Origin of the sequence: Pseudoduganella rivuli (assembly GCF_009674485.1) — a bacterium.
Lineage (GTDB): Bacteria > Pseudomonadota > Gammaproteobacteria > Burkholderiales > Burkholderiaceae_D > Rugamonas > Rugamonas rivuli_B.
Window position 1 is genome coordinate 61,907 of sequence record NZ_WKJJ01000001.1, and the last position, 15,404, is coordinate 77,310.

Genomic DNA, 15,404 nt, shown 5'->3' on the forward strand with positions numbered 1-15,404 from the left:
TGTTAATCCGCCAGCGGCAACCGCACGGTAAACGTGCTGCCCTGCTCCGGCCCCGCGCTGTAGCACGCGATATCGCCGCCATGCAGCAGCACCAGGCTGCGCACCAGCGCCAGCCCGATCCCCAGCCCGCCCTGGCGCCGGTCGATGCCACGGCTGCCCTGTGAAAACAGGTCGAACACGCGGGGCATGAATTCGGCCGCGATGCCGATGCCCTGGTCGGCCACGGCGATATCGACCCAGGCTTCGCGCCGCGTCACCAGCAACGTGATGGCGCCCTCTTCGTGGCTGTATTTCAAGGCGTTGTGCAGCAGGTTGCTGACGATTTGCACCAGCCGTGCACTGTCGCCCAGCACCACCAGCTTCGCGTCCGGCACGTCGCACTGAATGGCTTGCCGCCGCGCCTCCGCCATGCTGCGCACCTGTTCCAGCGCCGCGTGGATCACGTCATGCAAATCCACCGGCTGCCGTTTCAATGCTTCGATGCCCCGCGTCACGCGCGACACATCGAGCAAATCTTCCAGCAGGCGGTTGATGTGCTGCACCTGGCGCCCGATCACGGCGCTGGCCGTGCGGACCTGTTCCGGCTTCAGGTCCGGCATGCCCAGCATGTGCGCCGCCACGCTGATCGGCGCCAGCGGATTGCGCAATTCATGGCCCAGCATGGCGAGGAATTCATCCTTGGCGCGGTTTTCCGCTTCCGCCCGTTCTTTCGCCTGCTGCGTGAATTCCAAATGCGCGCGGCGATCCGCTTCCGCCGCCGCCAGCCGCTCCGCCACGTCCGCCAGGCGCGCATGCACGTCCTGGAAGTCGGCGATTTCCAGCCGGGCCGGCGGCGGCGTCTTGCCCTCGACCAGCAGGTCGGCCGCCTGCGCAATGCGCTGCGTTCCCAGCACCAGCCGGCGGATCAGGAACAGCGCACCGCCCATGGCGCAGGCAATGGCAAACAGCAGGCCGAACGCGCTCAGGGTTTTCGCCTGCACGGCCGCCTGCTCGTAATCGCCCACCGGCACGCCGACGCTGATTGTCCAGCCGGACAATTCGGAGCGGTCATTGACGCCATACATGTCCTGGCCCGCCCGGTTGACGGCGCGGAATTCGCTTTTTTCCGGCCCCAGCAATATTTTCTTTAAGCCAGGCGCCGCTTCCGAGCCGACGAATTGTTCCGGGCGCTGGTTGCGCGCCAGCGTAACGCCATTGCGGTCCAGCACGGAAATCAGCCAGCCGTGCGGCACCCCGCCAGCCGGCAACTGGCCGGACAAATCCCGCGCAAACATCCACACGCCCAGCACATAGCGGCTGCCGCCGGCGACCGTCACGGGCATTTCCACCGATACCAGGAATTGCCCGGTGGTGGTGCCCAGAATCAGGTTGGAGACGCGGGGTTTGCCACCCGCCAGCACTTCGCGCACATCGAGCACGGTGGCCGCGGACGGGGGCGGCAGCGGCGCGCCATAGGCCTGCACGGTATTGAAAACCTGTTGCCCATGCACATCGAGCAGCGCCACGTACAGCGGCCCCTTGCCCATGGCGGCCAGCGCTTCGCGGTAAAACGTGGGGAAATCTTCCCGGGCCAGGCTGGGCGACACTGCCAGCGCCTGCGCCCCGGCCTGCGCCCGCATCATTTGCGTATCCATGGCCAGCACGGCGGCGCGCGCCAGTTCATGCATGCTGCGCATGGCGGCTTCCCGCTCGCGCGACACCAGCAGATTCATGACCAGCGCTGAAAATACGATCACCGGCGTCAGCACGACCACGACCAGCAGCACCAGGTGGGTTTTAACTTTCATGGGACGACCGCAGAACCACGGAAGCACGTACTGTAGCGCAAAAAGAAAAACGGCAGGCGGGATTCCATCCTCCCGTCTGCCGTTTTATCCGGTACCGCCGGTTTATTTTGCGCTGATGCTATCCCAGCCGCCGCCCAGCGAGCGGATCAACGCCACCGTCGTGACGGCGCGGTTGCCCCGTAGTTGCACGGCGTTGCGCTCGACTTGCGCCAGGTTCCGCTGCGCATCGAGCAAGTCCAGGTAGCTGGAACGGCCCGCCGCGTACAGCTTTTGCGCCAGGTCGGCCGAGCGGCGCGCGGACACCAGCGCGTCGTCGATTTCCTGCGTCTGGCCGGACAGGATGCGCAAGCCCGCCAGGTTGTCTTCCACCTCGGCAAAGGCGCTCAGTACGCTGCTGCGGTAGCTGGCCACGGATTCTTCCAGCGCCGCTTCGCTGCGCACCACGTTGTTGCTGTTGCGGCCGCCATCGATCAGCGGCATCGACATCAGCGCGCCCAGCACCCACGAACGGCTGCTCCACTTGAAGACATCGGCAAAGGTGCCGGCCGCACCGCCGCCATTGGCGTTCAGGGTCAGCGCCGGGAACATGGCGGAACGGGCCACGCCGATGCGGGCGTTGGCCGCTTCCATCGCGCGCTGCGCCGCCACGATGTCGGGACGGCGTTCCAGCAGCGACGACGGCAAGCCCGCCGGGATCGATGGCAGCAGCATTGAATCCTGCAGCGGCGAGACGCCCGCCGTGAAATTCGCCGCCGGCTGGCCCAGCAGCACTGCCAGCGCATGTTCGGTGGTCACGCGCTGGCGCTGCAAGCCGATGGCTTCGGCGCGCGACGTCGCCAGTTCGGTTTTTGCGCGGGACAGGTCGAATTCGCCAATGTCGCCCAGGTCGAAGCGGCGCTGGTTGACCTTGACGTTTTCTTCGCGCAGCCGCACGGTCTGTTCCAGGGTCGCCAGTTCCGCATCGGTGGCGCGCAGGCGGAAGTAGGCCTGCGCCACGTCGGCCTGCAGCGCCAGCAGCACGGAACGGTAATTGGCTTCCGTGGCTGCCGCATCGCTGCGGGACGCCGCGATATCGGACGATACGCGGCCGAACAAGTCCACTTCATAGCTGGCGGTCAGCCCCGCGCTATATGACGTTTGCGGCGCCACGGCCGTGCCGGCCGGCAGGCCCAGCGACTGGCTTGACGCGCGGGCGCGCTGCGCCCCCACGTTGACGCCCACTTGCGGCACCCGCGCCGCTTCGGAAATCCCGGCAATGGCGCGCGCCTGCTTGACGCGGGCGGCGGCCACGGCCAGGTTGGCGTTGGCCTTGGTCGCGTCCGCGATCAGGCCGTTCAGGGCCGGATCGTTGAAGGCCAGCCACCATTCGCCGCGGGCCTGCTGTTCGGCCGGTTGCGCCTGTTTCCAGCGTGTGCCGTCGGCCGCCGTCACGACGCCGCCGGTGCGGGCCGGCGCCGTTTGCGTTTCCTTGAAGCCGGCCGGCGTATCGATGGCCGGCTGCCTGAATTCAGGGGCGGCGCAGGCCGTCAGTAGCAAAGCCGCTAATAACGGAGCCACACCTTTCGCAGTCATAGTCATTATTTGGTCCCTTCCAGTTCAGCAGCCAGCTGTGGCTTGGCCGCGTGGGATTGCTTGCCCATCTTTTGCGCCAGCGTGCGCAGCAGCACGTAAAACACTGGCGTCAGGAACAGGCCGAAGAATGTCACGCCCAGCATGCCGGCAAACACGGCCACTCCCATTGCATGGCGCATTTCCGCACCGGCGCCGCTCGAGAACACCAGCGGCACCACGCCCATGATGAACGCGATCGACGTCATCAGGATCGGACGCAGACGCAGGCGGCAAGCTTCCAGCGCTGCTTGCAGCACGGTGCGGCCATGGTCTTCCAGTTCGCGGGCGAATTCCACGATCAGGATCGCATTCTTCGACGCCAGCCCCACCAGCACGAACAGGGCAATCTGCGTAAAGACGTTGTTGTCGCCACCCGTGACTTTCACGCCCACCAGTGCGCACAGGATCGACATCGGCACGATCAGGATCACGGCCAGCGGCAGGGTCCAGCTTTCATACTGGGCGGCCAGCACCAGGAACACCAGCAGCACGCACAGCGGGAACACGTAAACCATCGTGTTGCCGGACAAGATGTCCTGGTACGTCAGTTCCGTCCATTCGTAGCCGATGCCCTTCGGCAGCGTCTCCTTGGCGATCTTTTCCAGCGCGGCCTGGGCCTGGCCCGACGACACGCCTGGTGCGGCGGCGCCGTTCATCTCGGCGGCCACGTAAGCGTTGTAGCGCTGCACGCGGTCCGGGCCGTAGCTGTCCTTCACGCGCATCAGCGACGACAGCGGAATCATTTCGCCCTTGTCATTGCGCACCTTCAGCTGCGAAATATGCTCGGCCTGCGAACGGAACGGCGCGTCGGCCTGCACCCGCACCTGGTAGGTGCGGCCAAACTGGTTGAAGTCGTTCACGTACAGCGAACCCAGGTTGATTTGCAGGGTCTGGTAAATATTGGCCAGCGGCACGCCCAGCTGCTTGGCCTTGGCGCGGTCCACGTCGGCAAACAATTGCGGTACGTTGATCTGGAAGGCGGAGAACACGCCCGCCAGCTGCGGATCCTGCCATGCCTTCATCTGCACTGCCTGCACGGCTTTATACAGTTCGTCGTAACCGAGGTTGTCGCGGTCCTCGATCATCATCTTGAAGCCACCCGTCGTGCCCAGGCCATTGACCGGCGGCGGCGGGAACACCATGATGAACGCGTCCTGCACGGCGCCCATGCGCTTGTTGATTTCCGCCGCGATAGCTTCACCGGATTCCGATTTCTTGGTGCGCTCGTGGAACGGTTTCAGCGTGGTGAACACGATGCCCGCGTTCGGCGCATTGGTGAAGCCGTTGATCGACAGGCCGGGGAACGCCACCGACGATTCCACGCCGGGGATTTCCTTGGCGATGTCCGACATGCGGCGGATCACGGCGTCCGTGCGTTCCAGCGATGCGGCGTCAGGCAATTGCGCGAAGCCGATCAGGTATTGCTTGTCCTGTGCGGGAACGAAACCGGCAGGCACCAGCTTGAACACCACGCCGGCCAGCGCGGCCAGCACGACGTACACGACGATGGCGGCGCTCTTGCGGCGCAGCACGCCCTGCACGCCTGCTTCGTAGCGGGTCGATGCGCGGTTGAAGAAGCGGTTGAACCAGTTGAAGAAGCCGCCGAAGATGCGGTCCATGCCGCGGGTCAGCGCATCCTTCGGTGCATCGTGCGGTTTCAGCAACGTGGCCGACAGCGCAGGCGCCAGGGTCAGCGAGCAGAATGCCGAAATCACGGTCGAGAAGGCGATGGTCAGCGCGAACTGCTTGTAGAACTGGCCCGACAGGCCGGACACGAACGCGATCGGCACGAACACGGCGCACAGCACCAGGGCAATCGCGATGATCGGGCCCGATACTTCCTTCATGGCCTGGATCGTCGCATCGCGCGGCGACAGGCCGTTGGCGATATTGCGCTCGACGTTTTCCACCACCACGATGGCGTCGTCCACCACGATACCGATGGCCAGCACGAGGCCGAACAGCGACAGGGTGTTGATCGAGAAGCCGAAGCCCATCATGACGGCAAAGGTGCCGACAATCGAGACCGGGACGGCCAGCAGCGGAATGATCGACGCGCGCCACGTTTGCAGGAACACGATGACAACAATCACCACCAGCGCCACGGCTTCCAGCAAGGTGTGGATCACGGCCTTGATGGATTCGCGCACGAACTGCGTCGGGTCGTACACCACGTCATACGACACGCCTTGCGGGAAGTCCTTTTTCAGTTCTTCCATCTTGGCGCGCACGTCGCTTGACAGTTGCAACGCGTTCGCGTTCGGCGCTTCAAAGATGCCAATTGCCACCGCCGATTTGTTATTCAGCAGTGAGCGCAAGGCGTAACTGTTCGAGCCCAGTTCCACACGGGCCACATCCTTCAGGCGCGTCAGCGCGCCGTCGGCATTGGTCTTGACGATGATGTCGCCGAATTCCTCGACCGAATTCAAACGGCCCTGGGTATTGACGGTCAGCTGGAATTCGCTGCCCTTCGATGGCGTGGCGCCCACCACACCGGCCGCCACTTGCACGTTCTGTTCGCGGATTGCCGCCACCACGTCGCCGGCCACCATGCCGCGGGCCGCCACTTTTTGCGGGTCCAGCCACACGCGCATCGCGTAATCGCCGGAACCGAACAGGTTGACTTCCCCCATGCCCTGGATACGGGACAGGTGGTCCTTGATGTTCAGCACAGCGTAGTTGCGCAGGTACAGGTCGTCGTAGCGGCCGTCCGGCGACACCAGGTGGACCACCATGGTGAGGTTCGGGGAGCTTTTGACGGTGGTCACGCCGATCTGGCGCACCTCTTCCGGCAGGCGGGGCAAGGCGCGCTGCACGCGGTTTTGCACCTGGGTTTCCGCCTGCTCGACATTGGTGCCGATCTTGAAGGTGACGGTCAGCGCCAGCGCGCCGTCGGACGTGTTTTGCGACGACATGTACAGCATGTTTTCCACGCCGTTGATCTGCTCTTCCAGCGGCGCGGCCACGGTTTCAGCAATGACTTTCGGGTTAGCGCCCGGATACATGGCGCGCACCACCACCGATGGCGGCACCACGTCGGGGTATTCGGAAATCGGCAGCTTGATGATCGATATCAGCCCCGCCACGAACACCAGGATCGACAACACCGCCGCGAAGATCGGCTTGTCGACAAAGAAGCGTGAGAATTTCATATGCAATCCTTATTGCTTGGTCGTGCCGCCGGTTGCTTCGGCAGCCGCAACTTTTTCATCTTTTTTCGGCGAGGGCTTCGCTTGCGGCGGATTTTGCGGCGCCAGCGGGTCGTAATCCATGTTGACCATTTGCGCCGTCACCGGTGCACCGGGACGCACGCGCTGCAAGCCGTTGACGACGATCTTCTCGCCCGGTTTCAAGCCGTCGCGCACCACGCGCAAGCCATCAAAGGCCGGGCCCAGCACCACGGGACGGTACTCGGCCTTGCTGTCGGCGCCGACCACGTAGACGAACTTGCGGTTCTGGTCGGTACCGACGGCGCGCTCGTTGATCAGCACGGTCGGCTTGCCCGCACCGTTATCGGCGCCTGCCAGCTGCACGCGGGCAAACAAGCCCGGCACCAGCGCCTTGTCTTCATTGGCGAACGTGGCGCGCATGCGCACGGAACCGGTTTGCGGATCGAGGCGGTTGTCGACGAACTCCAGCTTGCCTTCGTGCGGGAAGCCGGTTTCATTGGCCAGGCCCACTTTCACGGTGACGGCATGGCCTTTTTGCGCCAGCGCGCCGACGCGCAGATACGTGTCTTCATCGCCGTCGAAGCTGGCGTAAATCTTGTCGGTGGACACCACGGAGGTCAGCACGGCGGCGCCATCGACCAGGTTGCCCAGGGTGATTTCCGCTTTCGATACGCGGCCGTTGATGGGCGACGTCACTTGCGTGTACGACAGGTTCAGCCGGGCCGCTTCCGCCTGTGCGGCGGCGGCGCGGGCATTGGCGTCCAGCTCTTTCAGGCTGGAGGCTTTTTCATCGTATTCACGCTGCGCGATGGCTTTGTCGGCCAGCAGTTTTTCCGCCCGTACCAGTTCGAGTTTCGCCAGGTCGGCCTTGGCGCGGGCCGAGTTGGCGGCCGCTTCCGCGCGCGACAATTCCGCCTGGTAAGGACGGGAATCGATCTGGAACAGCACGTCGCCTTTCCTGACTTCGCTGCCCGGCTTGAAATTCACAGCCGTGATGAAGCCGGAAACGCGGGAACGGATTTCCACGCGCTCGATGGCTTCCAGGCGGCCGGAAAATTCCTGGGTTTCCGTGACGGCTTTTTCCACCACGGTGGCGGCGGAAATCGGCGGCCCGGCGGGCGCGGCTTCCTGGGTCTTGCTGTTAGCGGTATCGCAACCAGCCAGCGTAGCGGCGGCCAGGCCGGCTACGGCCAGCGCGGCCATGACAGGCCGGATTTTACCGGCCAGGTTGATCGATTGAACTTTCGGGCTTTTCATAATTTTTCCTTTTTGTATGAAAATCTTTGGAATCAGGCGATACCGCATGAAATTGCGGGCAAAGCTTCCCCTGCCGCGCACGGGGCGCGGAAAAAATCGGTACTGCGGAATACGTCAGCGAATCAGCTACATCGCAGGGCTGACTGGAGGGACCTCCATCCCGTCCAAACTGGCGATAAAGCCGGCAATTTCTGCCAGCGCAAAGGTTTTACACGCACATTCGTTACGCGCTTCCACATCGGGCAGCGGCGTGGGCGGCAAGCGGCGCACGGTGGTCTTGATACCGCAGCCAATCAGCTTGGCGCCATATTGTTCCGCTTCATCGCGCAGCGGATCGTCCTCGGCGGACAGGATCAGCGCGGGCGGCAAATTCTTCAGCCGGCTCGATTGCAGCGGCGATGCATACGGATGGGTACGGTCTGCCGCGTTCGGCAAATAACCCCGGTAACCGGCGGCGCACACATCGGCCGCTTGCGCCTTGTAGCTGCAGGTCGGCATTTCACGCATGGACCCGCTGGTCAAGCCCGGGTCCAGCATCGGCATGATTAAAATCTGCCCGCCGAGCGCAGGACCGCCCCGGTCCCGCGCCATCAGCGTGCAAACAGCGGCCAGGTTGGCGCCCGCTTCGATGCCGGCGACCAGCATGCGTTTGCCGGTCCAGTTCAACCTGGCTTTATTCTTTTTTGCCCAGAGCAGCACGGCGTGGGCGTCTTCCACGGCGGCCGGGAACGGGCTGACCGTGGCCAGCGTGTAATTGCTGGCCAGGACCACGTGACGAGGATCGCAAGCAACCAGGCTGCGCAGGAATTCATCCGCCTCTTCCAGGTCCCCCGCCACAAAGCCGCCGCCATGGAAAAACACGATCAGCGAATCCCGTTTGACACCGGGCGCGTCCGCCGCAATGTATAAGCGGGCGCCAAGCGGACCGGCCGCACCCTGCACTTCCAGCTCCTTGGTCTTCAGCAGCACCGGAGTCGCCTGTGCCAGCGGCTGGTCGGCCATCATTGCTGCACCGCCGCAGACGCGGATGCGGACGCCGTCATCGCACCATTGAGGCTCACCGGGGTCATTTGCGCATTGCCGCCGGACATTTCGTGCGTCAGGGCCATCATGCCCTGCGCTTCCGTACGGGCGGCGGCCGCGTATTCATCCGTGACCACCATGCCGCCCAATGCCAGTGCGCTCAACGCGATCGCGGCGATTGCAACAATTCCATCCAGACGTTTCATGGCTAACTCCTCAAGTGGCACCGCAGTGATAGCAAATCTATGCTGCAGTACGTGAACTATAAACTTGAACTAGAATCTGTTAAACATGGCAATCGCGAATTGATTGTTCAGAAATCCGAACAATCAATGTGGTTGATTGCCATCGAAAAGTTAAACAATGGGTGATATTGGCGTATGAACAAATTGCAGGCCATGGAAGTCTTTGTGCAAGTGGTGGACGCGGGCGGCTTCACGCGCGCTGCGGAAAACATGCAATTGCCGAAAGCCACCGTTTCCAACCTGATCCAGTCGCTGGAAACCGCGCTGGCGGTCAAATTGCTGCATCGCACCACCCGCCAAATCAGCGTGACGGCGGACGGCGCCGCTTACTATGAACGGTGCCTGCGCATCCTTGCCGACGTGCGGGAAGCGGAAGAATCACTGTCGCGGACCAAGCTCAGTCCGTCCGGCCGCCTGCGCGTGGACGCGCCCAGCGCGCTGGCGCGCGACATGCTGATTCCCGCCCTGCCCGACTTCTTTGTGCGCTACCCGGACATTACACTGGAGCTCGGTTGTTCCGACCGCCCTGTCGACCTGATCGAAGAAGGCGTCGATTGCGCCGTGCGCGGCGGCGCGCTGGGCGACTCCACCCTGATCGCGCGCCGCATCGGCGCGCTCAATTTCACCACCTGCGCCGCGCCGTCGTACCTGGCCCGCTATGGCGTGCCGGAGCACCCGCGCGACCTGGTGCGCCACGTGTGCGTGAATTATTTTTCAGCCAAGACCGGCAAGATTTATGACTGGGACTTTACGCGCGACGGCGAACGCGTGCAGTTGCCGCTGCCCAGCCTGGTCGCGCTGAACGATTCCAATGCATACATCGCGGCGGGCCTGGCGGGGCTGGGCGTGGTGCAGATGTCGACCTTCGCGCTGGACGATTACCTGGCCGACGGCCGCATGGTGCAGATCCTGCAGGACTGGACCACGGACCCGGTCCCGATCCACGTGGTGTACCCGCAAAACCGCCACCTGTCCGCCAAGGTGCGCGTGTTCGTCGAATGGGTCGCCGACTTGTTTGCCAACCATCCGGGGATGCAGGTGGTGACGCCACCCGCCCCGGCTCTTCAAGCTGAGGCCGCCGTATGACCCACAATATTGTTTTCCTGGACCGCGACAGCGTGATTGCCAATGTGCGCCGGCCCTCCTTTGCCCACACGTGGACCGAATATGCGGCCAGCACGGCCTCCGAAGCGGTGCCGCGCCTGCACGGCGCCACCATCGCCATCACCAATAAAGTGCCGCTGCGCGCCGACGCGCTGGCGCAATTGCCGGATTTGCAGATGATCGCCGTGGCCGCCACGGGGACCGATATCCTGGACCTGGCCGCGTGCCGCGCACGGGGCCTCATCGTGTCGAACATCCGCAATTACGCGTATGCCGCCGTGCCGGAACACACGTTTGCACTGATCCTGGCCCTGCGCCGCAACCTGATTGCGTACCGGCTCGACGTGGAAGCGGGACGCTGGCAGCAATCGGAGCGGTTCTGCCTGTTCAACCACCCGATCCTGGACTTGCACGGCAGCCGCCTGGGCTTGTTCGGCTATGGCGCACTGGGCAAGGCCGTGGCCCGGATCGCGCGGGGCTTCGGCATGGAAGTCGTCGTGCATACGCGCACACCGGCGGACGATCCCGATGTGCGCAACGTGTCGTGGGATGAATTGCTGCAAACATCCGATGTCCTGAGCCTGCATGCGCCACTGAATGACCAGACCCGCCATTGCATCGGTGCGGACGAACTGGCCCGCATGAAGCGCTCCGCCCTGCTGATCAACACGGCGCGCGGCGGACTGGTCGATGAAGCGGCGCTGGCGCTGGCGTTGCAGACAGGCGTGATTGCCGGCGCGGGGTTCGACGTGCTGTCGCAGGAACCACCGCCGCCCGACAATGTGCTGTTGAACTTGCGGCGGCCGAACTTCATCCTGACGCCGCATAACGCGTGGGCCAGCACGCAAGCCATGCAAGGGTTGGCGGACCAGCTGATCGACAACATCGAAGCGTTTGCCGCCAATAAACCGGTGAATATGGTGGGATAGAAACAAAAAAGCCAGATCCGCAGATCTGGCTTTTTCATGAATTCTGGTGCGGCTGGCAGGAATCGAACCCACGACCCCTTGGTTCGTAGCCAAGTACTCTATCCAGCTGAGCTACAGCCGCAATTTTTACTGCATTGTTTGATTGGAAGTGGTGCGGCTGGCAGGAATCGAACCCACGACCCCTTGGTTCGTAGCCAAGTACTCTATCCAGCTGAGCTACAGCCGCATCTTCTCAATCTCACTACATGTCATAACTGGTGCGGCTGGCAGGAATCGAACCCACGACCCCTTGGTTCGTAGCCAAGTACTCTATCCAGCTGAGCTACAGCCGCATTGTTATCACATGTTTACTACCACTCCTGATTACGATTTCAAGAGCTTTCACTACCTTTACTACTGTATCGTAAAAACTGGTGCGGCTGGCAGGAATCGAACCCACGACCCCTTGGTTCGTAGCCAAGTACTCTATCCAGCTGAGCTACAGCCGCATTGTTTTTACTATTTTACTGCTTAGTTACTGCTAAACATCAAACGTTAAGACACGGAATCTTGCGTTTTCTGCTTTCCTTATTTGGCTGTGCCGTCGAAGGAAGCAAGATTATAGGGAAGACTTTTTGCCTTGTCCAGAGGGAAATCGTGAAATTATTCTCAAGAGTAATCAAACGGCACTATGGTCAAAAATTCCATTCAGGAAAATGATAGCGCTCATCACCAATCAAAATTGGATTCCGTGCGGAAATACAGGCATCATTCACTTGTCTCCTCTATTCTCCTCCTCGGAAATAGATTCAGCCCGCTCGATGAAGCGGGTTTTTTTTTGGCCGTTTGGTGTAGGATGTCATCAACCTTGATGTTTTTGACAATAAGCAAATGATATTGCCACAGAGCTCCGACGCCTCTCTTGCCACGGGCCCGCGCATTATGGTGGTGGAAGATAATCCGGATTCGCTGTATCTCGCGGCGGAAATCCTGCGCACGCTGGGTTATGCCGTCGATACCGCGGAAAGCGGCGAGCAGGCGTTGCACCAATTAACTGCACAGCCTTGCGACATCTTGTTTACCGATGTCAGCCTGCCTGGCATGTCCGGCATCGACCTGGCCCGCGCGGTCCACGCGCAATTTCCGTCACTTCGTATTATTTTTGCAACAGGTTATGGCGAAGCGCTGACGCGCAGCCTGGGCTTTGCCGCCACGACGATACGCAAACCTTACGATCTGGATCAATTGCTGCAAGCGCTGGCCGGCTGAAGCACCGGTGCGGGGGGCAATCGGCAGTGCAGGATACAATTTGTCGACAGGCGGCAACAACTAATATGACCCACCCTATTGATCCCGCGATGTCCGAGCGCATGGGCGCTGTACTGGAAAGCATCACTGATGGTTTCCTGGTGCTGGCGCCCGACTGGACCATTACTTATTTCAACTCGCAGGCGGCTGAATTGTTGTCGCTGGGCACAGATGCGCCCAGCATGGTCGACAGCAACCTGTGGGACGCGCTGCCGGAACTGCGCGGCACCGTGCTGGAAGCGCAATTCCGCCGCGCGCTGGAACAGCAGCAAGCGGTCAGCTTCGAACTGTATTACCTGCCCCGCAAACTGTGGCTGGACGTGCGCGCGTGGCCATCGTCGGCCGGACTGGCCGCCAGCGTGCAGAACATCAGCAAGCGCAAGACGGAAGAACGTACGCTGCGCGAAAGCGCGAACCGCCTGCAAGTGGCGCTGGCCGCCGGCAAGATGGGTGACTGGGTATGGGACGCCGGCACCAGCCAGGTCATCCTGGGACGCCGCGCGGCCGAACTGTTTGGCTTGGCGGGCGAATGCATGGTCAGCTGGGATGTGCTGGCCAGCCATTTGCTCGAAGACGACCGCGAGCAGGCCACCGCCACCTTCCTGCGCGCCTTCGCGGAACGGACGGATTTCAATATCGAATGCCGCATCGTGCGCCAGCACGGCGAACGGTGCTGGTTGTCCGTGGTGGGACATGGCAACTACGGCGACGATGGGGCGCTGCAGGGCATGACCGGCATGGTGCAGGATATTTCCGACCGCAAGAATGCAGAAAATGCCTTGCGCCAGAGCCAGGAAGAAATGCAGGCGATGGCCAATTCCATCCCGCAACTGGCATGGATTGCCGGTTTTGACGGCGCCGTCGTCTGGTACAACGAGCGCTGGTACGAATATACGGGCCTGTCGCGCGACCAGGCGCCGGCCGGCGGCTGGGATGAAGTCTACGACGAGGAGTGCCTGCCCGCGATCCGCCAGCACTGGCAGCATTCGCTGCGCACGGGTGAACCGTTTGAAATGGAATTTCCCATCCGTGGCGCGGACGGCCAGTTCCGCTGGTTCCTGTCGCGCGCCAATCCCGTGCGCGACAGCACGGGCCGTATCACGCGCTGGTTCGGCACCAGCACCGACGTCGACCAGGTCAAGCGCGTGCAGGAAGCGCTGCGCGATGAAACCAATGTGCTGGAATTGCTGAACAATACGGGCAACGCCATCACGTCGCAGCGCGATTTGCACTCGCTGTTGCAGGAAGTCACGGATGCGTGCACGCGCATCAGCGGCGCCCGCTTCGGTGCATTCTTCTATAACACCACGTCTGCCGACGGCGACAAGATGATGCTGTATACGTTGTCCGGCCTGCCCCGCGAACGTTTTGCCCATTTCCCCCACCCGCGCGCCACGGCGATTTTCGGCCCGTCGATGCGGGGCGAAGGCGTGATTCGCATCGACGACGTGCTGAACGATCCGCGCTATGGCCACAATGCCCCTTATGAAGGGGTGCCGCCCGGCCATCCCGTGGTGCGCAGCTACCTGGCGGTGCCCGTGATTTCCCGCAATGGCGACGTGATCGGCAGCCTGTTCTTCGGCCATCCGGAACCGGCCATGTTCGACGAGCGCACGGAGCGCATCATCAGTGGCATCGCCGCCCAGGCCGGCATCGCCATCGACAATGCGCGCCTGTATGAAGCGGCGCAAAAGGCGGCCGAGGAACGCAAGGTGCTGCTCGACAGCGAGCGCAGCGCACGGGCCGAAGCGGAACGCACCAGCCAGATGAAGGATGAATTCCTCGCCACGCTGTCGCATGAATTGCGCACGCCGCTGACGGCCATCCTGGGCTGGGCGCAGGTGCTGCGCCGCGGCAGCCGCGACGAGGCGGACTTGCACAAGGGCCTGCAAACCATCGAGCGCAATGCCCGCGCCCAGGCGCAATTGATCGAAGACTTGCTGGACATGAGCCGCATCACGTCCGGCAAGGTGCTGCTGGACATGCAATTACTGTCGCCGCTGACCGTGATCGACGCGGCGATCGAAACCGTGCGCCCGGCGGCCGATGCGAAATCCATCACCATCAGCCGCGACTTCAACGCCACCGGCCTGGTGGCCGCCGACCCCAGCCGCCTGCAGCAAGTGATCTGGAACCTGCTGTCGAACGCCATCAAGTTCACGCCAAAAGGCGGCACCGTCACCGTGCGGGCGCACGAGGCGGACGGCCACGTGGCCATCACCATCAGCGACACCGGCATCGGCATCCGCCCGGAATTCATCGCCCATGTCTTCGAGCGCTTCCGCCAGGCCGACTCCACCACCACGCGCCGCCACGGCGGCCTTGGGCTGGGCCTGTCGATCGTCAAGCACCTGGTGGAACAGCATGGCGGCACTGTGGCGGCCAGCAGCGCCGGCGAGAACCGGGGCGCCAGCTTCACCGTCAACCTGCCCCGCGCCAGCGGCGGCGCACCCGGCCAGCGGCAACACCGCGTGAGCGGCATGGCGCCCCTGCCGCCGGCCGCCGAACCGGAATCCGGCCTGTGCGACCTGAAAGGCATGCGGATACTGGTGGTCGATGACGAACCGGATGCGCGCGACCTGATCAAGCGCATACTTAATGATTGCAATGCGAAAGTGTCAACCGCGAACAACGCCCAGGAAGCGCTGGCGCTGGTGGAAGCCACGCATCCGCAGTTGCTGGTCAGCGACCTGGGCATGCCGGAAGTCGACGGTTTTGAATTGCTGGCCAAGGTGCGCGCGCTGGGGCCGAACCGGGGCGGCGATGTGCCGGCCATCGCGCTGACCGCGTTCGCCCGCTCGGAAGACCGCTTGAAAGCGCTGGAATCGGGCTTCCGCAATCATGTGTCCAAGCCGGTTGAGCCAACGGAATTGATAAATGCTATCGCGCTATGCTTATAAATTTGATAAATTCTTAGCGGAAACTATGATTCCCACATGGAAAATTGCTCATTCCTACCGCAAGACGGCGTGCTGTCCTACAGGAAACTAG

General features: G+C 62.6%; 10 protein-coding genes and 4 tRNA genes. 4 read left to right on the plus strand and 10 right to left on the minus strand.

Features of this window, described 5'->3' with window-relative positions:
• Nucleotides 1-2 precede the first annotated feature (2 nt).
• The 6 genes from GJ700_RS00325 to GJ700_RS00350 form a co-directional block, all read right to left on the minus strand.
• Complete coding sequence (locus GJ700_RS00325) at nucleotides 3-1,787, minus strand: sensor histidine kinase (RefSeq protein ID WP_154370672.1); 1,785 nt, start codon at nucleotides 1,785-1,787, stop codon at nucleotides 3-5.
• A gap of 102 nt (nucleotides 1,788-1,889) precedes the next feature.
• A complete protein-coding gene (locus GJ700_RS00330; protein WP_154370673.1) occupies nucleotides 1,890-3,365 on the minus strand; it encodes an efflux transporter outer membrane subunit in 1,476 nt (491 codons plus the stop codon).
• Complete coding sequence (locus GJ700_RS00335; protein ID WP_154370674.1) at nucleotides 3,365-6,550, minus strand: efflux RND transporter permease subunit; 3,186 nt, start codon at nucleotides 6,548-6,550, stop codon at nucleotides 3,365-3,367. Before GJ700_RS00335 ends, GJ700_RS00330 begins: the two co-directional genes overlap by 1 nt.
• A 9-nt stretch (nucleotides 6,551-6,559) precedes the next feature.
• Complete coding sequence (locus GJ700_RS00340) at nucleotides 6,560-7,825, minus strand: efflux RND transporter periplasmic adaptor subunit (RefSeq protein ID WP_154370675.1); 1,266 nt, start codon at nucleotides 7,823-7,825, stop codon at nucleotides 6,560-6,562.
• A gap of 126 nt (nucleotides 7,826-7,951) precedes the next feature.
• A complete protein-coding gene (locus GJ700_RS00345) occupies nucleotides 7,952-8,830 on the minus strand; it encodes an alpha/beta hydrolase (protein WP_154370676.1) in 879 nt (292 codons plus the stop codon).
• The gene (locus GJ700_RS00350) at nucleotides 8,827-9,054 is read right to left on the minus strand and encodes a hypothetical protein (protein WP_154370677.1); all 228 of its coding nucleotides are present in this window, start codon (nucleotides 9,052-9,054) and stop codon (nucleotides 8,827-8,829) included. Before GJ700_RS00350 ends, GJ700_RS00345 begins: the two co-directional genes overlap by 4 nt.
• Nucleotides 9,055-9,228: 174 nt before the next feature.
• Here GJ700_RS00350 and GJ700_RS00355 point away from each other — a divergent pair, with 174 nt between their 5' ends.
• Nucleotides 9,229-10,179 (plus strand): LysR family transcriptional regulator, encoded by a 951-nt coding sequence (locus GJ700_RS00355; protein WP_154370678.1) that lies wholly within the window; start codon nucleotides 9,229-9,231, stop codon nucleotides 10,177-10,179.
• A complete protein-coding gene (locus GJ700_RS00360; RefSeq protein WP_154370679.1) occupies nucleotides 10,176-11,126 on the plus strand; it encodes a D-2-hydroxyacid dehydrogenase in 951 nt (316 codons plus the stop codon). The genes GJ700_RS00355 and GJ700_RS00360 overlap by 4 nt, the downstream gene beginning before the upstream one ends.
• A gap of 44 nt (nucleotides 11,127-11,170) precedes the next feature.
• Here GJ700_RS00360 and GJ700_RS00365 read toward each other — a convergent pair.
• The 4 genes from GJ700_RS00365 to GJ700_RS00380 all read right to left on the minus strand — a co-directional run bounded on the left by GJ700_RS00365 (nucleotide 11,171) and on the right by GJ700_RS00380 (nucleotide 11,614).
• Nucleotides 11,171-11,247 (minus strand) — tRNA-Arg (locus tag GJ700_RS00365).
• 28 nt (nucleotides 11,248-11,275) lie between these two features.
• Nucleotides 11,276-11,352 (minus strand) — tRNA-Arg (locus GJ700_RS00370).
• Between the two features lie 29 nt (nucleotides 11,353-11,381).
• Nucleotides 11,382-11,458: transfer RNA gene (locus tag GJ700_RS00375), tRNA-Arg, on the minus strand.
• A gap of 79 nt (nucleotides 11,459-11,537) precedes the next feature.
• Nucleotides 11,538-11,614, minus strand: a tRNA-Arg gene (locus GJ700_RS00380).
• Nucleotides 11,615-12,002: 388 nt separating this feature from the next.
• Here GJ700_RS00380 and GJ700_RS00385 point away from each other — a divergent pair.
• Nucleotides 12,003-12,374, plus strand: a complete 372-nt coding sequence (locus GJ700_RS00385) for a response regulator (protein WP_195763726.1) — start codon at nucleotides 12,003-12,005, stop codon at nucleotides 12,372-12,374.
• A 65-nt stretch (nucleotides 12,375-12,439) separates the two neighbouring features.
• The gene (locus tag GJ700_RS00390) at nucleotides 12,440-15,313 is read left to right on the plus strand and encodes a PAS domain-containing hybrid sensor histidine kinase/response regulator (protein WP_154370681.1); all 2,874 of its coding nucleotides are present in this window, start codon (nucleotides 12,440-12,442) and stop codon (nucleotides 15,311-15,313) included.
• Nucleotides 15,314-15,404: the final 91 nt, after the last annotated feature.